The sequence below is a fragment of the Trichocoleus sp. DQ-A3 genome (assembly GCF_039961975.1).
GTDB lineage: Bacteria > Cyanobacteriota > Cyanobacteriia > Cyanobacteriales > FACHB-T130 > FACHB-T130.
In genome coordinates this window covers 509,759-529,768 of record NZ_JAMPKC010000001.1, presented here as the reverse complement: position 1 = coordinate 529,768, position 20,010 = coordinate 509,759, and the positions used below count along the sequence as shown (strand labels likewise).

Sequence of the window (20,010 nt, the reverse complement as noted above, 5' to 3'; positions counted from 1 at the left end):
GGAAGGAGGTTGGGGATTCGGTTTAATGTTGTCGTTGATGATTCCCACCTACTGATTACTGTGAGTCGTTAGCATTCAAAATTCTAAACTCAAAACTCGCTCCGGCTGAAAGCTATTCTTGGAAACAGGCATCAATCGCTCTAAAACTTGCTTCAGCACCATTGCCGCCCAGTCTACATCAGCTTCCTCTGTGTCCCGTCCCAGGGTGAAGCGAATGCCTCCCAAGGCAACTGCATCGCTGTATCCCATTGCCAGCAAGATGGGGCTGGGGCTGAGTTTGCCACTGTGACAGGCAGAACCGGCACTGATGGCAATTCCAGCTAGGTTCATCTGCCGCACCAAGGTTTTTCCGGTGACTTTTTCACTCTCACCGATAACGCTGAAACTGACGTGGTGGGGTAGCCGATGCTGCCTGTCGCCAGTAGGGATGAGGTGGGGAACATCCGCTAAATGGGAAAATAAGCGATCGCGCAATTTTATCAATCTCGGCGTCTCTGTTCCCAGTTCTTGCGCCGCCAACTCAGCCGCCACGCCAAAACCAGCAATCACCGGAACAGCCTGAGTCCCGGAACGCAGCTTCAATTCTTGCCCTCCCCCGCACAATAAGGGCGCTAACTCTACACCAGGGCGGACATAAACCGCACCCGCGCCCTGAATACCATAGATTTTGTGGCTGGAAAGAGAAAGCATATCCACCGGCAGCTGCTGCACGTCAATCGGCAAGCGCCCAGCCACTTGGACGGCATCAGTGTGAAACAACACCCCGTGGGAGTGGGCAATCTTGCCCAATTCCTCAATCGGTTGCAGCGTGCCGACTTCGCTTTGCCCGTAAATAATCGAAACTAAGACTGTATTCGGTTGCAGTGCCTTTTCTAAATCGGTGGGATTCACCCTCCCTTTAGTATCTACCGGCAACCGCGTCACCTGCCAACCCCACAACTCTAATAAACGCGCCGGTTCTGACACGGCTGAATGCTCGACGCTGGAGATAATGATATGCTGGGGCGTCCTGTAGCTGCGGGCAACCCCCATAATCGCTAGATTGTCTGCCTCGGTGCCGCCAGAAGTGAAGATAATCGACTCAGCCGGTGCGTTAATGAGTCCAGCGACCTGAATTCTTGCCAGTTCCAGAACCGTTGCTGCCCGTTGCCCCCACTCGTGCAAGCTGGAAGGATTGCCCCACTGCTCGGTGAGGACAGTTTGCATGGTTGCGATCGCTTCTGGGCGAGTGGGCGTAGTAGCACTATAATCCAGATAAATTTGCATGGTTGATTAAGCGACAGGCTGTCTCTTCTTTCAGCATATAGCGCCTCTCGCTAGAGCGTCTCTCACCTAACTACCAGGTTTGCAGACGTTATATTCTTCGTGAGACATGACTTCTTCTGGCACCAGCTTCGTCCCGCAGTCGCGGCAAATCATCCGGTAGTCGCGGCTCAAAGGGATACTAATAATCAAGCGGTTGTGGCGCATCCGCTTGCCCCTAAATTCTATATAGTTCCGGCTACCCTCCAATCTAGCGATGATGGCACGCGCCTTCACTACCAAATGAGCGGGAAGATGTCTTAAATTAATCGGATCGAGTGAAAAAGATTCTTCCCACTCCTGTTTTTCCTGTTTTCTTTGAATCCAGGTGGCGCGTTCTTGAACGCAGCGATGGCAGGTTTGACCATGACCTTTGTGACCGCACGAAAACGTTTTTTTTCTGGTTGGCATAAAAAATAGTGGTGTGGCTTGGTGCCTCCCACCCCCACAAAGCTTTTATCCTGTGGAAACTCTCCGCCGTGGGCGGTTGGACAAGATCGAATATTTTGTCCGCTTGCAGTTTATGTTAATGCAAGAGGGGCAAGTCTTTGAGAATCGTTTTCGCTTGCTGACGAAAAATCGGTGATGACACCACGAATCCGTCAGGTTATCGTGTGGGTGATGAAAGAAATTTATGCTTCGATGACGTAAAAAAGGGATGGCGAGTTCGCCTATCCTCTGTATCTATCAGCATCTATCAGCGAATCCAACTTCCCGTGCATCTTCTTTTTTCCCCGCCGACAATCCGTCTGGGTTTCACGTTACTGCTGGCGCTAACTCTCGGCGCGTGTCAGCGAGTGCAGTCGCAGAATTCCCGTCTCACGCCTCTGCCGCAAGATCCTTTTGTCCAGGTATATTTCAACCACGCCCAAACAGCAGAATATACTGAACCTTACCGCCAGCAACGACGACAGGGAGATGATTTAGAGCAACAGATTGTCGATGCGATCGCGTCTGCGAAATCCAGCGTTGATGTGGCGGTGCAAGAGTTGCGCTTACCAAAGATTGCCACAGCGCTAGTGGATCGCAAGAAAGCTGGGGTAAAAGTTCGGGTAATTTTAGAAAATACCTACAGTCGTCCTCTCAGTGCGATCGCTTCAGCAGAGTTAGCAAAACTGCCGCAACGAGAACAGCAACGCTATCAAGAATTTCTCAAATTAGTAGACCGCAACGACGATAATCAGCTCAGTCCAGCGGAAATTAACCAAGGAGATGCCTTGGTCATGTTACGCAATGCGGGTATTCCGACAATTGACGATACCGCTGACGGTTCCAAAGGCAGCAGCCTGATGCATCACAAATTTGTGATTGTCGATAACGCAAAACTTATCGTGACTTCCGCTAACTTTACAACGTCGGATATTCACGGTGATTTTGCCAAGCCTAGCAGTTTGGGCAATGCCAATAACTTGCTAAAAATCGATAGTCCGGAGTTGGCAACCCTTTTCACCCAAGAGTTTAACGTGATGTGGGGCGATGGGCCAGGAGGCAACCCGGATAGTAAATTTGGCATCAAAAAGCCCTATCGATCCCCACAGCAAGTCAAGTTGGTCAATACCACCGTCACCGTCCAGTTTTCTCCAACTTCGACCACTCAACCCTGGAATCAAACCAGTAACGGCTTAATTGGCAAAACCTTAAGTACCGCCGCCCAAAGTGTTGATATGGCGTTGTTTGTCTTCTCCGATCAGCATTTAGCGAATATTCTAGAAACCGACCATCGAAATGGGGTGCAGGTACGGGCTTTAATCGATCCCGATTTTGTCTATCGCCCCTACAGTGAAGCTTTGGACATGATGGGGCAAGCCCTAAGCAATCAATGCAAGTATGAGGTTGATAACCGCCCCTGGCAAGAACCGATTACCACAGTTGGCGTGCCATTACTGCCAAAGGGCGATTTGTTGCATCACAAATTTGGGGTGGTGGATAAAAAAAACGTCATCACTGGCTCCCACAACTGGTCAGAAGCCGCCAATAGCGGCAATGATGAGACGGTGTTAGTCATTGAAAGTCCGACGGTTGCTGCCCATTATGAGCGCGAATTTGACCGCCTTTATAAGAATGCTGTGTTAGGTGTTCCTGATGGGATTGGGCAGAAAATACAAGCACAACAGAAACAATGTTCCCAGCAAACAACAGCTTCTCAACCCTCCCAAACCACTCCAGATGCCAATCCAAAAGCCAAACTTCCGATCCAAAAGGCGCAACCACCGAAAAGTCTCTCTAATTCTCCTCAATCCTCTGTCCCTAGCCCTAAGCCCGATCCCTATCTGGTCAACCTCAATACTGCAACTCAAGAAGAAATCGAGGCATTGCCTGGAGTCGGGCCAAAATTAGCGCAACGCATTATTGAGGCGCGTCAGCAGAAATCTTTTACCTCATTACAAGACCTTGAAAAAGTGCCAGGAGTTGGCCCCAGCTTGCTCGAAAAATTAAGCGATCGCGTGACTTGGTAGCAACTACTCCTTCTTTCCGGATAAAGACAATTTGCTGACGCTAACGACAAGTGGACTAGCATCTGACAGGATAGTGCTGGTCTTTATCTACTGGGGTGTTGTTCCATGAAGCTAATCCGCCTTCTCCTCAAAAATTCTTGGGTAACAGTCATTTTGGCTGCATTGACGGGTCTTCTCAGTGGTGGGAGTAGTGCGGGTCTAATAGCCCTGATTAACCTCACCTTAAGAAATATTCAACTACCAACAACGACCCTGGCTTGGAGCTTTGTTAGTTTGTGCTTTCTTCTGTTTGTGACCATGACTGCGTCCCAAGTCCTGATTGCCCGATTAGCAGAGGAGGTCATCTTCAATCTGCGAATGCTCTTAAATCAACGCATTCTGGCTTGTCCCTTGCGTCACTTAGAAGAAATTGGTTCCTCCCGGCTTCTCGCGACCCTCACAGAAGATATTGAGGTAATTTCTAGTGCCTCTATTTCCGTTTCTGGACTATTTGTAAATCTCGCCATTTTAGTGGGGTGCCTGCTCTATTTGAGCTGGCTATCTGTACCTCTTTTCTTTTTCATCCTAGGTTTCATGGCGTTAGGAATCTTGAGTCATACTCTACTGGTGACGAAGGGTAGGGATTCTTTCAAGCTTTCCCGCGAAGTGCGAGATAGGTTATACGAGCATTTTCGGACTACCACGGAGGGGACGAAGGAACTCAAGCTGCACCACTCTAGACGCCAAGCGTTTCTCTCTCAAGAACTCCAGGCTGCCGCTGCATCTTCGCGCCATTACCGAGTTGCGGCAATGAGTATTTTCGCTTTTGCTGGAAGTTGGGGGCTACTGTTGTTCTTCGTTCCCATTGGGTTGCTGATTTTTGGTTTACCTTTGCTAAGAAATATTCCTGTTTCTGTTCTATCCGGCTACGCTTTAACAATCGTATTTATGATTACTCCGTTGCGGGGGATTTTAAACACTCTTCCCGATTTAAGTAGAGCGAATGTTGCTTTAGATAAGATTGAATCGCTTGGCTTATCGTTGGTAGCCCAGAGAACTGAGGAGCATCTGACAACGACCCTAGATTCACAATTTGAGTGGAGTTCTTTAAAATTAGTGGGGGTGACTCATGCTTACCGTGGGGAACGGGAAGAACATCGCTTCATTCTAGGGCCACTCGACGTAACTTTTCATCGTGGAGAATTAGTGTTTATTGTCGGTGGGAATGGGAGTGGCAAATCTACTCTTGTGAAGCTGCTAGTTGGACTCTATATTCCGGAATCGGGAGAAATTCAATTTGACGGTAAAGCGATTACAGATAAAAATCGCGAGTGGTATCGCCAACAGTTTTCAGTTGTTTTCTCTGACTTCTATCTCTTCAACCGTCTTCTAGGATTAGACACTCCATCGCTAACTGACCAAACCCAAAAGTATTTAGAAAAGCTGGAATTAGATCGTAAAGTGCAGGTAAAAGACGGTATCCTTTCCACTACTGCCTTATCCCAAGGACAGCGCAAGCGTCTTGCTTTATTAACGGCGTATTTGGAAGATCGTCCTATTTATATATTTGACGAATGGGCGTCAGACCAAGACCCTGTATTCAAAGAAGTTTTTTACACTCAACTGTTGCCAGAGTTAAATAGTAGAGGCAAGACGGTTTTAGTTGTTAGTCACGATGACCGGTACTTTGAAGTTGCCGATAGGATTGTGAAGTTAGATTATGGGAAGGTGCAATATGATAAAAACTTACATCCTTAATGATATGTTTTCTTGAATTCTTACTTATAATTCGGAACCCCACCCCAACCCTCCCCGTTCACGGGGAGGGGGAAATATGCTTCTTTCTCGTTTATGAGAGAATTGAAAGAATTTTCGTAAGTAAAGATGAGGGTAAATTTTTTTATCCTTTATAATTACTGATTAACAATTCCTCTTTGTTTGATAGTGTTCTCTGTGTTCTGAGATAAATCAGGCCAAGGTAAAAAATTCAGCCGGAGAATACGTTTATTCGGAACGTTGTCCCAAGCGCTAAAAACGCGCTTCCAATCATCAAGAAATTCGGGTTGAACTTGCCCTAAGGTTTTTACTAAAGAGTAATAGACGCGCTCGCTTACTGCTTCATCGGATGTAACGCCTTGCCGAATTTCCAAATCGAACTCTAGATATTGTTGGTCTTCTTCATAAAGAATTCGGGCGCGGTATAGTCCGGTGAGAATATCGTTGAGTTCTTCGCATTTTACCGCTGCATCCAACATATATTCGGTCAGATTAGTCCCTAAAAGAATTAAACAACTATCTGAGCGACCCGTGACTGCTAAAATATTTGGAAGCCAAGGGCTAGATTTTGCAATAATCTTAACTAAAGCTTCATCCTGAGAATCTAGCTTGTCCGAAGTAAGAATTGCTTTTCTTAATTTGCTCCAACTATATAACGCAACACGGTCGTAGAGAATGTAGCGCACTAGCGGAATTCCTTGCCAACGAGTCACGCAAAAGTGACCATCAACAAGTTCCACAAAAGTGTCAGAAGCAATGAAATGAAAGAAGTGAGGAATGGGAGATTCTAGACCTAGCGAATTAGCAAGTTTCTGGTTACAATACAGTAGTTTTCGCAAAGCGATCGAAGCGAGAGATTCAGTTCCCAGTCCCCCAGTATCGGCGCTGGCGTACATGGAAAACATAAATGGAATATCTTCTGCTATTTTCGCCCGATTTTGCAAAGAAGTGCGGATACTTTCTGGAAAAGGTTCACCAATTACGATGTATCTTAATTTTTCTAATGGAAGCGATCGCTTTTGCTCACTTGCCTTTAGATGAAGATGCGCGATCGCAGATGGTACAATCAATAAAATAATCTGATCTACGAATGGGTTCATCTTGCAGATCATCTCGATAATATCATCTTGCTGGATACCTGGACAGAATACCCAGAAAGGATAAGGCGTATTCGCTGCCATATTATTTAACACCCAGGAAAACGATACTCCTCCGAGGGAACTTCCTAAGCTAAGTCCAACAATTGCCAGCGTTTTTTTCTTGTGTACAGCAAAGGTTCGTTCCAGAAATATCCGGGTTTTAAGACCGACAAAACGGCTATTTGATTTTAGAATAGGCCAATAAAATGAGTTTCCGGATGATCCGGAAGAACGAGCGATCACATAAATTTTATCGGCATCATCCGCTAGTAGTTCCTCAAATGGATAAGCTAAGGCGTAGGATTTTTTGTCTGACAAAGGTAGCTTGTTAAATGGAACTTGTGCTTTAATTCCCTGTGTCTCTAAAAACTGTTTGTAAGCGGGTACGGCTCGTTGGGCACGTTGATACACTCTTTGGGCTAATCTTTTCGATCCTAAAGAGTTTTTTATAAATGATTGAAATTTCATAGGTTAGTGCTAAAGAAGTTGGAGAATTTTCTTTTTTTACGAACCGCGAAGGCGCGAAGGGCGCGAAGGAAAGAGAAAAAAGAGAAGAGGGATCTATAAATAAGTCTTAAATTTCTAACGCTAAACGCAGACTACTATAAGACAAACTAAAAGTTGAACAATTTTTAGATGGTGCTTAATGAAATGTGGAATGAATTAAATTAGATTGAAACAAAAATTTATTAAACTAAGTCATAAATTCCAGAGCTTTGCAAATTCTTAGTGTAATAAAGAAATAGGAACCCCAAACTGATTTTAGGGTTGGATGGAGGCGGGAAACTTCCCTATGTCAAGCTTTCTAGATCGGCACATTCACGCAGGCGTGAAGTTTTGAACGTTATTAGTATATAAATTATGATGAATTTTAATTTGCAAGCGTCTAATTCTCTTCGCAAAACCCAAACTTTTAACAATCCCGATCGCTTTATTGAGGGATGGTATTGGGCTATTCCCTCTCACAATCTCAAGGTGGGTGAGGTGAAGCCTGTAACCCTTTTGGGAAGGGAACTGGCGATTTATCGGGGCAAGGATGGGAAAGCGATCGCTCTCGATGCATATTGCCCGCACATGGGCGCACACCTTGCCGAGGGAAAAGTTGAAGGCAATGGGATTCGCTGTTTTTTCCACAATTGGAAGTATGACCAAGCGGGGAAGTGTATCGATATTCCGTGTTTGGAAAAGCCGCTTCCAGCGAAGGTGCAAAGTTGGCCTACGGCGGAAAAGTACGGAATGGTATGGGTTTGGACGGGGGAAACGCCACGACAGCCTTTACCGTGCCCTCCGGAACTCAAAGACGAAGAATGCGATGCAGCGATCGCGTCTCGCTTCGTGAAGAACTGTCACCCCAATGTGGTGATGATCAACGCTATCGACGCCCAACACTTCAATACCGTTCACAACCTGCCACTGAAAATTGTGTTTGAGAAGCAGGAAGACGAAAACGCGATCGCCTTCAGTAACACCACGCGGGGAGGGGACGAATCTCTGTTTGTAAAACTAATCCGCCCCTTATATAAAAATGAAGTTACTTATAGTATGTGCTACTGGTACGGCAGCACTGGCACTGTGACACTTGGGCCAGACTTCCTCCATTTCTACATCATGTTTGCCCTTCGCCTCACCGAAGCCGGAAAAACTGAAGGACAGACTTTATTAATTACTAAGAAGCGTCCGGGTGTACTCGGCTGGATGTTTAACCGAATCGTGCTTTGGCTGACGAAAATGGTGGGGAATTACTTTGCCAAAGGAGACACCCAAGTTTTCCAAACGATTAAGTTTGACTTTCAGACTCCGACGAAAGAGGATAAGTCGATTATCCAGTTCATCCAGCACGTCGAGAAACAGAGAGCGATCGCTTGGGGAACTTGGGAGGCGGCTTTGCCGGAGGAGGAGCAGCGGCAATATGATTTGGATAAGGCAGTCCTAACCCCCCAACCCCATTCCCTGCAAGGAAAGGAGGTGCAGGACTCCCCAATTCTCGCAGCAGAAGGTCAGGGAAGCCGAGAGGTAAAGGAGAATTCTTCCTCAGTCCTCAGTCCTCAGTCCTCCCTCCTCAGTCCTCCCTCCTCAGCACTCAGCCCTCAGTCCTCAGCACTCAGTCCTGTCTCCCTAACCACGGAGGCGAGATGAGTTCTGTATTGATTACAGGCTGTTCGTCCGGCTTTGGTCGGGCTATGGTTGATGAGTTTCTTCGGCGGGGTTGGCACGTCATTGGTACGATGCGGAACGCGCAACAGCGACGGGAGATCCTCGCAGAATCCCTAGAAAAATATAGCGATCGCTTGACGATTCTCAGCCTGGAAATCACCGAATCCAGCCAACGAGATGCCGTAGTTGAAGCAGTTCGCCAAAGAGGGCGGCTGGATTGTTTGGTAAATAATGCAGGCTACAGGTTCTACGGCGCTTTGGAGGATTTGAGCGAGGAGCAAATCCGCCGTCAATTTGAGGTAAATTTCTTCGGTGGCGTGTTCCTGACTCGCGCGTTGCTTCCGTTGATTCGGGAAGCGCAGGGAACCCTGATTTTTATCTCCTCCACTTTCGGCTTTACGGGCTTTCCCTTAACCTCGGCTCATTGCGCCAGCAAGTATGCTCTGGAAGGCTTAGCAGAGAGTCTTTATTACGAGCTTGAGTCCCACGGGGTTCGTGTCGCTTTGGTAGAACCTGGAGCCAGCAAGACGACGAACAATGGCAAGAATATGAGCTGGGCGGAAGGGAACTCTCAAACTTATCGAATTCAGACGGAAAACTACCGGAGGCTGAATCAGCGAGTTATCTCAACGGCTCAGGATAATACGCATCTGGTCGCCAAACGGGTTGCTGATATTGCCGAAGGAAGCGATCGCCAACTCCGCCGTCGAGTCGGTTGGGATGCCAATTTTACCCATATTTATCAACAAATCTTGCCAGATAGGTTGCGCTTACCGTTATCAAAAATGATTTATCGACGGCTATTTATGGGGAGACAAAGCCGATGAATCAATACCAAAAAACAGCAGGCTTCGATTTGCCCCACATCTCCTTTGACGACAAGCTGCGTCGCGTACTCTCCTCAGCCTTGAAGAGTCGGCTGGGTGCCGATCCGATTTCCCCAGAATTTATGAGTAATTCCTACTGGGATGCCGCTCATTTCAATCTTGAGAAGGTGCAGATTTTCCAAGATTCCAGCCAACAAGAGCAAGAAGAAATCCTGCGGCGATGTAGTGGCGGGCTTCTAGAAGAAGCCTATTTCATCGAAAAAGCCGGAGTCGGTTACATGGCAAAAATGGTGCTGCTGGCAGAAACCACCGAGGAGCGAATGCTCTACGCACTCTTCAGCTCCGACGAAGTGACTCACCTTGCCCAGATTAGTCGCTTTTTGCCGGAAAAAGACCTCCTGGGGACAGACGACCCCTTCTTACGCTTCCTGGCAGATTTGGTGGAAACCCAGGATAAAACAGTCCTGCTATTTGTGCTTCAGGTAGTGCTAGAGGGTTGGGGTTTGAGCCATTACAGAAGCCTCGCCAAAGACTGTGTAAATCCTCAAATGGCTGCAATACTTGAGGGATTTTTGCAAGACGAGAGCCGTCACCACGGCACCGGAGTCACTCTGTTCAACCAGATATCCGTCTCCCAAGCGAGTCAAGCAACCATCATCGAAACCCTAGCCCTATTTTTGCAGATGGTTCGGGTAGGGCCTCAAAGCGTCGTCACTGCCATTGAGCAAGTGAAGGGTCATTTGTCCCGCCAACAAAAGCTGAATATCTTCCAGGAACTCGACACAGAGACTCATAGCGGAATCCGTCTCAATCTCCTGCGTTCCCTGATGCGGGGAGAAGAGGCGGGAATTATCGTTCAAGAACTAGAGGATCGGGGGGCGTTCCAGCCTTTCCCCGCAGAAAAATGCGTATGAATAAAACACTAAACGAACCCAAAGACAACATGCTTCTAGAAGACCCAAAGGTTGACCAGCAACTTCAGATTAACGAAACCAAAGGGAACACCCTTCTAGAGAACTCAAAAGTCTATCGCAAGCTTCAGATCAACCACACGCGCAATAAACAGCAGGATCATACCCAACTGCTCGACGAAGCCGCAGCATCTTTCCGATATGAAGACTGCAAAAATGAGTATTGGAATCCGGAAGAATTTTCCTTACTCTACGGAACTCCGCTGTGGGAACAAGCGAGCGTAAGCCAAAGAGTAATCTTAAACCAACTTTATTGGGTGGCTTACTATTCGCAGATCGTTTCCGCAGAAATTGCCACGATTTACTTTAATCAGACTAGCGCCGCCGGACTTTACGCCCAGGAGGACTTCCGCCTAGTTTGCGATACCCTCGACTTAGAATCTGCTCAGGAAAGAGCACATATCAGCGCCTTCCGAAAAATCTCTAGCGAGGTGGAAGCACAGCTTTTTGGCAAGCGCGTCTTCAGCTATCCTATGCGCGGGCCATTTGCAGAAACAATGATTTTTGCGGACACCAATGCTCTCAAGACGTGGTGGAAAAAGCTCCAGTTGCAAAGCTTTGGAATGCTGTCAGCAGGCAATACTTTTCTGGCTTGCCAATACTTCACCGTTCGGGGTCTGCGAACGCTAAACGGTAAGCTGGTACAGCATAAGCTCAGCAACTACTATCAAAAACATCCCAACTCAGAAAACGCTCCCATTCCCTCGAAAATTTCCTTTTATCACTTCATGGATGAGAGCTTTCACTTTAACAGCTCTACGATTCTCTCCCATGACGTGGTGAAGTGCCTCAAGCCGCCGACCGCTTTCGAGAAGCTAGTTGCTAATTTGGGGATACGCGGCTGTCAGCGAGATCACTATCATTTTTCCGTTGCAATTAACGGGATTTTTTGGTACGACCCCGCCCTCTATTTGGCAATTTACGAGGTATTGCGATCGCCTATTTTTGGAATGAGCGACCCAGAAGCCAAAGAAATGATGCGATTGTGCTTCACAGAGGAATCTGAAGGGCTGCACCTCAGCTACAAAACCCGTACAGAAGCGATGGATTCCTACAAAGTTTACCTCGAAAAAGTTGACTACGCTTGGGCAAGTAACCGGGAGATGTCCATCATGGCTGCTAATTCTATTCCCCAGTACCTTGCTACTCAAAAGAAGGCAATTGGTAATTGGTAATTGGGCTTAGGAAAAATTTTACCCATTACCGACTTGACAAATAACCGTGCATATTTCCTACTTTTTCATATGAACGAGTCTCAAAATCCAAACACGCAACCCCTGTTGAAAATGAAAATATTTAACAATTGGGATGTTGTTGCTAAAGGCTGGTATATTGCTTGCCCTAGCCGAGAACTTCATCCAGGCAAGGCAAAATCCTTGGAAATATGTGGACAAAAAATTGTTGTCTTTCGCGGACAAGATGGAAAAGTTCGTGCTTTAGATGCCTATTGTCCTCACCTGGGAACCGATTTAGGAATTGGGCGGGTTGATGGAAATTCGATTCGTTGTTTTTTCCATCATTGGGCATTTGATGGACAAGGAAAGTGTCAAGATATCCCCTGCCAATCGGCGATTCCTGAAAAAGCTCGCCTTCAATCTTATGCTACTGATGAAAAATACGGTTTGATTTGGGTGTATCCAGATTCAAAAGCACCAGAAGGTGTGGCAGAATTTGATGAACTTAAAGGCAAATCAATTGTAACAGTACACGACAAAGCATTTGAGCGGAGTTGTCATCATCACATTTGTATGATGAATGGAATTGATGCTCAACATTTACAAACTGTTCACAAAGTAGACATCAATATGAATCTATCATTGCGACAGAATCAATCTGGCAATGTGATAGATTTTACCCTTCAAGGGGAGTTTCCTAAAACTACTCGGAGAGAACGCTTGGGACGAAAAATTCTCGGCGATACTTATGAGTATTCTATGAGATATGCCGATGGCTGCATCGGACTTTTGACGATGATGAAGAATGTTCGGCTTTTTCCTTCGCTGCACATGATTTATGCCTATACTCCAGTTGCACCTGGAATAACCCGTATTCAACCGATTTATGTGGCAGAGAAAAGAACAGGATTGTTTGGTTGGTTGGTGACGCAACTATTACTCTTATTCACTCGTCTGGGATACTATGCTTTGAAAGGGGAAGATGGACAAATTTATGACAATATTCGTTATAATCCCAATGCAATTCTGAATATTGATACGCCATTAGTTAAGTATATGTATTATGTAAACAAACTTGAAGTTTCTGTATGGTCTAAAAATTTCAATTATATAAAATAAATGATTTGCAATCAGGTCAGTTAATTTGGATTTATGATTTTTTGGACGAACCGCTAAGGACGCAGAGGACGCCAAGGAAGAGAAAGAGAGAAGAGGTTTCGGTTGGGTTGAGGCTCGAAAGCCAACGTTGTTAACGATTTGCAAGCTTGGGTTTCCCTTTGTTTAACACAACCTACAAATGAAGGGGTTTTAACTAATTAACAAAAATTTTTATTGCTGGATACTTAACTAAAAATTTTTAATTAAATATGAATGATGAATGCTGTATTATCCGCTTTCCAGAAACAGATTATTCTCCCTTAATTCTGGCAAAGCACTCTAATCTTTCGGAGCATCTTACAGTACAAAATTCTCCGGTACTTTTTGGGTGTCGTACCGGAATTTGTGGGACTTGCATTGTAGTTGTAAGAGGTAATATTCCTCTTCCTCGCAAAGATGAAAAGGAAGTATTAGAAACTCTAGCACCAGGAAATAACCAAGTGAGGTTAGCTTGTCAATTGGATCTCACCAGTGACATTGAAATTGCTGCTTTTTATGATGAAGAATGAAGCCAAAAAATCTTCTATTTCTTATTTTTAATTTATTGCGGAGGATTAGTGAAATTTGAAGATTTCTGGTATGTTGTGGCACTCAGCGAACATCTGAAGCCGAATACTGTGCTGGAACGCACGGTTTTGGGGGAATGGCTGGCAGTTTTTCGAGGAGATGACGGAAAACCAGTGGCATTGCGCGATCGCTGTATGCACAGAAATAGCCGTCTCTCTAAAGGAAAAGTCTGTCAGGGAATGCTCCAATGTCCCTACCACGGCTGGGTTTACGACAAAACTGGGAAGGTAGTCGCTGTCCCCGCAGAGGGAGAAGATTTTAAGGTGACTCATGCTCGTCGCACTCAGCATTATGACACTAGAGAGCAGGATGGATACGTCTATGTGAGGCTGGCACAAAAGCCGAGTGAGGAGTTTGAGCCTTTTCAAATGCCTTACTACGGAAAGCCTGGATGGGAGACGGTACGGGTTATTAACCGTTTTCGGAACAACGTTACCAACTGTGCGGAAAATTTTATCGATATTCCTCACACCGCCTCGGTTCACCCTGGGGTATTTCGCACCTCTCGCAAGCAAAAGCTGGAAATGATGGTAGAGAGGCGAGACGGCTCAGTTTTCGCAGAATACCGCAACGAAACGACAAATCTCGGCTGGTATACCCGCTTTCTAAATCGGAAAGGTTACGAGATCCGGCACACAGATAGCTTTCATATGCCAAACGTTACCAGCGTGGAATACGATATGGCACCGAAAAGAAGGCTTTTTATTACTAGCCAATCGATTCCGGAAGCGGAGGACTCTACTCTCGTCTATACCGACGTCACTTTTAACTACGGCATTTGGAACAAGATTGCGCGTCCGTTTGTTCGCTGGACTGCCCAATATATTATCCGTCAGGATGTGGAAGCGCTTGGTATTCAGCAAGAGGTAATCGAAAAGTACGGCACCCAGTTTGCCAATACGCCAGCTGACACAATCCACGTCCTAGTTGAATCGATTCGGAGCAAGATTGAAGCAGGAGAAGATCCTAGAACTCTCTTGGATAAGTCTGTTCAAGTAACCTTCTGGGTTTAATTCGGTGGAAGTATATCAATGCTTGTAAAAACATCACTTGGCATCCGGAACCCCACCCCAACCCACCCCGTTAACGGGAAGGGAGAGATCGTACTTCCCTCCGTTAATGGGAGATAAGGGGGGTTCTGTGCAAATTTTCACAATTGAGATGCTCCCAATCCGATTTTGAATTTTGGATTGGGAACTATAAGAGAGCGATCGCGTTTTTTCGGAAGTCATCTCAAATTCGTCGAAGAACCTCACCCCGCCTCCGGTACCCCTCTCCGTTAACGGAAAGGGGTTGGGGGTGAGGTTCTAAATAATGAAGATTCAAACGAATTCAATATCAGGCAACATTCCCTAAATTGAGTGATTAGCGATGGGAGTATTCTTTACTTTTGCGGTCTTAATGACGCTGACTGTGGCGAATCAGCGCAGTTTTACCGCCTTGCGAATGAGAACCTATGAGGACTGGATTTTAGATGCTGTTGGTCTGTTTTTTCAGGGTGTTCTCATCCCAATTCTTCAGCTCACAGTAGTTTACCATCTGTACCACTATCTTCTACCCAGCGATCGCGCCTTGCTTGCTCTGCCTCCAGTCGCAGCATTCTTGCTGAGCTTCGTGTTTGTGGATTACATCTACTACTGGAACCATCGCTTGCTCCATAGTCGGTGGCTCTGGTCTCTCCACGCGGTTCATCATACCAGCACTGAAATGAATGTCTTGTCTACCTCCAGAAATACCCTGTGGACGAGCTTTTTGATCGTCTACTTATGGGTTCACGCTCTATTTATTTATCTGCTGCAAGATCCCACTTGGTACATCGCCGGTGTCAGTCTTAGCTCAGCTTTAGACTTGTGGCGTCACAGCGCCATAACTCCCATACCAAACTCTTGGCTATATCGCTGGCTATCGCCTTTGCTGATAGTACCCCAAGATCATGCTTGGCACCACGCCAGCAGCTCAGTTTGTGGCAATTACGGAGCGAACTTTAAACTTTGGGATTGGATGCACGGAACGTATTACAAAAGCGATCGCGTGCCGGATTCTTTGGGGGTCAAAATCAACCTCACCTTAACTCAGAAGCTACTGTGGCCTTGGAAGAATTAGCAATTAAAAATTAAAAGATTGAGTTCTTCATTTTTAATGCAAGCATTTTTAATTTCACTATGACTTTCCTCGGCACAATCCTCTCCTGTTTTCCCGCCTTAGTTATCCTGATTGCGATCGCGTCTTTTCTAGGGATCTGCTTCTTTCCAGGAATCTTCAGCATCTCGGCTCTTTTCCTTTCTCTGTACGGGTTTCCCCTGTTGGTGTATCGCCTCCACGAGCGTTTTTACCCAGTCAAGGAAGGGATCAGCTATCTAGGCAGCAAAGAGTATTCACCCTGGTGGGGAAGTCACCAAATCCAAGTTATCTACATTGCGTTTCCAGCGCTGGAAACTCTGCTACGCCTGATTCCCGGTGCTTTTTCTCTATGGCTGAGACTGTGGGGAGCCAAGATTGGTAAAAGCGTTTACTGGACGCCACAGTTAGAAATTGCCGATCGCGGACTGATTGAGGTAGGCGATCGCGCAGTTTTCGGTCACGGAGTAGGCATCTACCCCCACATCATCAAACCTAGAAAACAGGACTTGATGCTGTATGTCAAAAAAGTGAAAATCGGCAGCAATGTCTTCCTAGGAGCCTGGAATCACATTGGCCCCGGAGTTGTAGTTGAGGAAGGAACCTACGTTCCGGTTGCGACCCACATTTATCCCAACAAGAAATTCAAGTGATATCCAACCTGAGACAACGAACACACCGCCTCCGGCTCCCTTTTTGACTCCCGAAGCCCCTCTTGACTTCCGGCTCCCCTCTCCGTCAACGGAGAGGGGCTGGGGGTGAGGTTCCAAATTAATCCTCCAAACAAATTTGATATGATGCGCCCTATTGTCAAGCTTTTCGGACAACTTCTTTCCCCCTACGCCAAGGGCTTCTTGCAAGCACTAGAAAATCCCCAAAGAACCCAGCAATCCGTTCAAGAGGAAATTGTAGACAATCTTGCTAAGAGTGAATATGGCAAATTTTTAGGTATCCGATCGGTTGCAGATTGGCATCGCATTCCGATAGTTAACTACGACGATCTCAAAGAGTGGATCGAGCGGCAAAAAACAACCCGGCAGCCAATCTTGACACCAGAATCGATTCTCTTTTACGAAAAGACTTCTGGAAGTAGTGGCTCGGCAAAATCCATTCCTTACACCAAATCTCTTGGAGCTACCTTTAACCAGATGTTCTGTGTTTGGGCGCATGACCTAATTCAGCATGGCCCAGGGTTTTCTACGGGTAAGATATACTTCTGCATCTCTCCCCGGCTTGATACGGCAAGTCCAAATAGCATTCCCGTCAGATTGGAGGATGATTCAGAGTATCTGGACGAATGGTTAATGTTATTTCTTCGTCCTTTTCTGGTTTCTCCTCCCGGATTGAATCGCCTTCGCAACGCAGAGGAATTCAAGGAGAAACTTGCCCACGCACTCCTACTCGAAGAAAATCTGGAAGTTATCTCGATTTGGAGTCCAAGTTTCCTTCGCGTACAACTCGACTACATCCAGACGCATCGAGTACGACTGTGGAAAGAACTCAAAAACAAAATGTCAGCAAAGCGCTCTAAACTCCTCTTGGAGCCAGAGATTCCGTGGAAGCTGCTTTGGCAAGAATTGAAGCTTATTTCCTGCTGGGATAGCGCGAATGCTGCGGATGGTGCAGGGTTTTTGCGATCGCTGTTTCCGGGTGTCATGGTGCAGGGAAAAGGACTCCTCGCCACCGAAGCACCGATGACGATTCCCCTAATTGAGGCAAAGGGATGCGTCCCGATGCTCGATCAGGTGTTCTTTGAGTTTGAGGATGGAGAGGGGAAAATCCACCGACTCCACGAGATTGTGGCGGGGATTGACTACGAGATAATTATTTCTCAGAAAGGGGGATTATACCGCTACCGAATTGGCGATCGCGTGCGCGTCAGCCACTTTTATCAAGGAACGCCGTGTCTGGAATTTTTGGGTAGAAATCAGGCGACAAGCGATCTCGTGGGTGAAAAGCTGCATTCTGAATTCGTGCGCTCTGTCCTTGAGGATTTGGCGCTAGAAGGAACGTATTTTAAGAGCTTGGTGCCTTCTAGAAAGCCGGTGGATCGTTATATTCTTTTGCTCGACACCGCCGAAGAGTCACCCGATGCGATCGCGCAACGATTAGATGATGCTTTGATGCGATCGCACCACTATCGACAAGCTCGACTTTTAGGACAGCTGGCTCCAGCGCGGGTGCTGGTATCAAAACAAATCCCGGAAATTCTCACCCTGTATGGGATGCGAGCTGGCAAGAAATGGGGAGACTTGAAACATCCTCTGTTAGCGATCGCACCCCTTGAGGAAGAATTACTCGTCGAACTAGAAAGAGCCTCTCAGAACAGTTGTTTTCGCTGACATTTTCTCTAGAGATTTTGAGTCAGGAGTTGCATACAAAGAAAGGAAAAACCGAGTGCTTACACTCGCGCTACGCGATCGCGCCCCTCTTTTTTGGCTGCATAAAGTGCCGCATCAGCCGCATTAATTAGATGTTGCGGCAACAGTTCTAAATTGGGTACACTACTCGCCACGCCTAAACTGACGGTTACATAGCCGCACACTTTAGACTGACTGTGGGGAAGCGCCAAGTTACTGACTGCCTGTCGAATCGCCTCTGCTACGAAAACCGCTCCTTCAATATCAGTATTGGGAAGAATTACGGCAAATTCTTCTCCACCATATCGCGCCACTAAATCCGCGGGACGACGGACAACACTTTTAATCGCACCAGCCACCTGCCGCAAACAATCATCCCCTGCCAGATGACCGTAAGCATCGTTGTAGCGTTTGAAAAAATCTACATCTAACAAAATCAAAGACAGCGGTGCTTGTTCGCGTCTTAGTCGCTTCCAGTCAGTATTCAGACACTCATCAAATCGGCGACGATTCGCAATTTGAGTTAAGCCGTCTAGGTTAGCGAGTTGCCGGAGTTCCCGATTGGCAGACTGCACATATTGGTAGAGTTGGGATTGATGAATTGCGATCGCTACCTGATTTGCCAACTGAGACAACAAATCCACTTCAAATGGCTGCCAGTCACGAGGAGCAGCACACTGGTGAGCAATCAGTAACCCCCACAGATGCTCTTCTTTCAAAACCGGCATTGCTACAACAGCTTTGACCTGATAGCGTTGGAAAAACTCAATCCCATCACCTGTAAAATTAAACTTTTCAATATTGTCCAAAACGATTGGGAATCCCTGAGAAAAGGTGCTAAAACCTTCTTGAATCCAGGATGGATTCACAGTCTGTCCTAACATGTGAGGGTAGTTTTTACCAACTGATTCTGCTACAAAGGTGCCGTTATTGTTAGCGGCGAACTGGTAGATAGCTACCCGATCCGAAAGCAAACACTGTCGAATGCTGTTGACTGTCGCATCCAGAATCTCGTCTAAATTCAGCGATTGGCGAATTTGTTGAGTAACTTCAGCAATTAGCCGTTCCCGTGCTGCTTGTTGTCGCAACACTTCCTCCGCTTTCTTGCGCTGAATCATTGAGCCTAATTGGGTCGCGACTGCATTGACGAGTTGGAGCGATCGCTCATCCGGCGTGATTTCCTGCTCATGAAAAAATATCAAAACTGCCAGCACTTGATGGTCGAAGGCGATTGGAATTCCTAAGACTCCTTTAAGTCCCGCTTGCATGGCAATTTGACTCCGCAGAAAAAGGGTCGAGTTGTCCTGCGTTATGTCTGCGATCCATTCCACTTGTTGGGACAGCCACACTCGTCCTGGCAATCCCTCCCCAAGAGAAAAACGAAACGCCTCACTCTGGCGTCGAAATTCATCAAAACGGATATCCTGGTACCAACATCGACAATATTCAAGTACAGTCCCCTTCGAGGAAGGCATCCATACTTCCCCAATATCCCAACCGAGATTTTGACAAAGATTGATTAAAATGACTTCTAATGCTTCTTCTACATCAGCAGCAGAACTAATTGCTTGAGTTGTAGTCAGTAAAAGTTGTAATTGTGTATTCTGAGTTTGCATCTGTAACTGAAACCGACGCAGCCGTAATTGATGTTCAATTCGTACTAAAACCTCAATTGGCTCAATCGGTTTGGTGACGTAATCTACTGCCCCTAATGTAAAAGCATTCACCTTATCAAAGGTTGCATCTAAAGCACTGATGAAAATAACTGGGATACTACAGGTTTGCTCTGAGGCTTTCAACTGTCGGCAAAGTTCATACCCATCCATATCCGGCATTTTGATATCGAGCAAAATCAAATCGGCAGGGCTTGCCTGAACTGATTGCAGCGCTAGCTTACCACTCAGAGCAACACGCACTTTATATCCATGATTTGACAAAATTTTAGTTAGCAAACTAACATTTGCTGGAGTATCGTCTACTACCAGTATTTTCTCTTTTAATTTTAAATCTTGACCCTGATCCATAAAG

Annotated in this window: 16 protein-coding genes and 1 pseudogene; 12 read left to right on the top strand and 5 right to left on the bottom strand. The window is 46.4% G+C overall.

Annotated features, from left to right (window positions below):
- Positions 1–75 precede the first annotated feature (75 nt).
- Together NDI44_RS02165 and NDI44_RS02160 are read right to left on the bottom strand one after the other, a co-directional pair.
- On the bottom strand, positions 76–1,266 hold the full coding sequence (locus NDI44_RS02165; protein ID WP_190413405.1) for a cysteine desulfurase family protein: 1,191 nt from the start codon (positions 1,264–1,266) through the stop codon (positions 76–78).
- Positions 1,267–1,332: 66 nt separating this feature from the next.
- A complete protein-coding gene (locus NDI44_RS02160; RefSeq protein ID WP_190413403.1) occupies positions 1,333–1,713 on the bottom strand; it encodes a hypothetical protein in 381 nt (126 codons plus the stop codon).
- Positions 1,714–2,045: 332 nt separating this feature from the next.
- Between NDI44_RS02160 and NDI44_RS02155 the strand changes: the two genes are divergently transcribed.
- Both NDI44_RS02155 and NDI44_RS02150 read left to right on the top strand, forming a co-directional pair.
- A complete protein-coding gene (locus tag NDI44_RS02155; RefSeq protein ID WP_190413762.1) occupies positions 2,046–3,758 on the top strand; it encodes a DUF655 domain-containing protein in 1,713 nt (570 codons plus the stop codon).
- A gap of 105 nt (positions 3,759–3,863) precedes the next feature.
- Positions 3,864–5,495 carry a cyclic peptide export ABC transporter gene (locus NDI44_RS02150; protein ID WP_190413401.1) on the top strand — a complete coding sequence of 544 codons (1,632 nt, stop codon included), beginning with the start codon at positions 3,864–3,866 and terminating at the stop codon, positions 5,493–5,495.
- Positions 5,496–5,650: 155 nt separating this feature from the next.
- Here the strand turns inward: NDI44_RS02150 and NDI44_RS02145 are convergent, their stop codons facing one another.
- Complete coding sequence (locus NDI44_RS02145; protein WP_348235256.1) at positions 5,651–7,063, bottom strand: hypothetical protein; 1,413 nt, start codon at positions 7,061–7,063, stop codon at positions 5,651–5,653.
- Positions 7,064–7,516: 453 nt separating this feature from the next.
- Here NDI44_RS02145 and NDI44_RS02140 point away from each other — a divergent pair.
- From NDI44_RS02140 to NDI44_RS02110, 7 genes and pseudogenes are all read left to right on the top strand, one after another.
- Positions 7,517–8,530, top strand: a pseudogene (locus tag NDI44_RS02140) (aromatic ring-hydroxylating dioxygenase subunit alpha); the annotation flags it as partial.
- Between the two features lie 254 nt (positions 8,531–8,784).
- A complete protein-coding gene (locus tag NDI44_RS02135) occupies positions 8,785–9,633 on the top strand; it encodes an SDR family oxidoreductase (RefSeq protein WP_190413397.1) in 849 nt (282 codons plus the stop codon).
- Complete coding sequence (locus NDI44_RS02130; protein WP_190413395.1) at positions 9,630–10,547, top strand: ferritin-like domain-containing protein; 918 nt, start codon at positions 9,630–9,632, stop codon at positions 10,545–10,547. Before NDI44_RS02135 ends, NDI44_RS02130 begins: the two co-directional genes overlap by 4 nt.
- A 29-nt stretch (positions 10,548–10,576) precedes the next feature.
- Positions 10,577–11,779 (top strand): P-aminobenzoate N-oxygenase AurF, encoded by a 1,203-nt coding sequence (locus NDI44_RS02125; protein ID WP_199304875.1) that lies wholly within the window; start codon positions 10,577–10,579, stop codon positions 11,777–11,779.
- Between the two features lie 69 nt (positions 11,780–11,848).
- Positions 11,849–12,898 carry an aromatic ring-hydroxylating dioxygenase subunit alpha gene (locus NDI44_RS02120; RefSeq protein WP_199304874.1) on the top strand — a complete coding sequence of 350 codons (1,050 nt, stop codon included), beginning with the start codon at positions 11,849–11,851 and terminating at the stop codon, positions 12,896–12,898.
- Positions 12,899–13,146: 248 nt separating this feature from the next.
- Entirely contained in the window at positions 13,147–13,446 is a 300-nt protein-coding gene (locus NDI44_RS02115; RefSeq protein ID WP_190413393.1) for a 2Fe-2S iron-sulfur cluster-binding protein, read from the top strand.
- A 48-nt stretch (positions 13,447–13,494) separates the two neighbouring features.
- Complete coding sequence (locus NDI44_RS02110; protein WP_190413391.1) at positions 13,495–14,517, top strand: Rieske 2Fe-2S domain-containing protein; 1,023 nt, start codon at positions 13,495–13,497, stop codon at positions 14,515–14,517.
- 33 nt (positions 14,518–14,550) lie between these two features.
- On the opposite strand, the gene NDI44_RS02105 is transcribed toward NDI44_RS02110, so the two are convergent.
- Positions 14,551–14,736 (bottom strand): hypothetical protein, encoded by a 186-nt coding sequence (locus NDI44_RS02105; protein WP_190413389.1) that lies wholly within the window; start codon positions 14,734–14,736, stop codon positions 14,551–14,553.
- A gap of 139 nt (positions 14,737–14,875) precedes the next feature.
- On the opposite strand from NDI44_RS02105, the gene NDI44_RS02100 reads away from it, so the two are divergent.
- The 3 genes from NDI44_RS02100 (at position 14,876) to NDI44_RS02090 (ending at position 17,964) form a co-directional block, all read left to right on the top strand.
- On the top strand, positions 14,876–15,607 hold the full coding sequence (locus NDI44_RS02100; protein WP_190413387.1) for a sterol desaturase family protein: 732 nt from the start codon (positions 14,876–14,878) through the stop codon (positions 15,605–15,607).
- A gap of 59 nt (positions 15,608–15,666) precedes the next feature.
- A complete protein-coding gene (locus NDI44_RS02095) occupies positions 15,667–16,275 on the top strand; it encodes an acyl transferase (RefSeq protein WP_190413385.1) in 609 nt (202 codons plus the stop codon).
- A gap of 144 nt (positions 16,276–16,419) precedes the next feature.
- The gene (locus tag NDI44_RS02090; RefSeq protein WP_190413753.1) at positions 16,420–17,964 is read left to right on the top strand and encodes a GH3 auxin-responsive promoter family protein; all 1,545 of its coding nucleotides are present in this window, start codon (positions 16,420–16,422) and stop codon (positions 17,962–17,964) included.
- A gap of 59 nt (positions 17,965–18,023) precedes the next feature.
- Here the strand turns inward: NDI44_RS02090 and NDI44_RS02085 are convergent, their stop codons facing one another.
- Entirely contained in the window at positions 18,024–20,006 is a 1,983-nt protein-coding gene (locus tag NDI44_RS02085) for a diguanylate cyclase (protein ID WP_190413383.1), read from the bottom strand.
- Between the last annotated feature and the right edge of the window lie 4 nt (positions 20,007–20,010).

Coding starts and splice junctions, on each gene's coding strand:
- NDI44_RS02165 (WP_190413405.1), bottom strand. CDS start 1,266: ATGCAAATTTATCTGGATTATAGTGCTACTACGCCCACTCGCCCAGAA.
- NDI44_RS02115 (WP_190413393.1), top strand. CDS start 13,147: ATGAATGATGAATGCTGTATTATCCGCTTTCCAGAAACAGATTATTCT.
- NDI44_RS02125 (WP_199304875.1), top strand. CDS start 10,577: ATGCTTCTAGAAGACCCAAAGGTTGACCAGCAACTTCAGATTAACGAA.
- NDI44_RS02100 (WP_190413387.1), top strand. CDS start 14,876: ATGGGAGTATTCTTTACTTTTGCGGTCTTAATGACGCTGACTGTGGCG.
- NDI44_RS02120 (WP_199304874.1), top strand. CDS start 11,849: ATGAACGAGTCTCAAAATCCAAACACGCAACCCCTGTTGAAAATGAAA.
- NDI44_RS02135 (WP_190413397.1), top strand. CDS start 8,785: ATGAGTTCTGTATTGATTACAGGCTGTTCGTCCGGCTTTGGTCGGGCT.
- NDI44_RS02095 (WP_190413385.1), top strand. CDS start 15,667: ATGACTTTCCTCGGCACAATCCTCTCCTGTTTTCCCGCCTTAGTTATC.
- NDI44_RS02105 (WP_190413389.1), bottom strand. CDS start 14,736: ATGACTTCCGAAAAAACGCGATCGCTCTCTTATAGTTCCCAATCCAAA.
- NDI44_RS02130 (WP_190413395.1), top strand. CDS start 9,630: ATGAATCAATACCAAAAAACAGCAGGCTTCGATTTGCCCCACATCTCC.
- NDI44_RS02090 (WP_190413753.1), top strand. CDS start 16,420: ATGCGCCCTATTGTCAAGCTTTTCGGACAACTTCTTTCCCCCTACGCC.
- NDI44_RS02150 (WP_190413401.1), top strand. CDS start 3,864: ATGAAGCTAATCCGCCTTCTCCTCAAAAATTCTTGGGTAACAGTCATT.
- NDI44_RS02160 (WP_190413403.1), bottom strand. CDS start 1,713: ATGCCAACCAGAAAAAAAACGTTTTCGTGCGGTCACAAAGGTCATGGT.
- NDI44_RS02085 (WP_190413383.1), bottom strand. CDS start 20,006: ATGGATCAGGGTCAAGATTTAAAATTAAAAGAGAAAATACTGGTAGTA.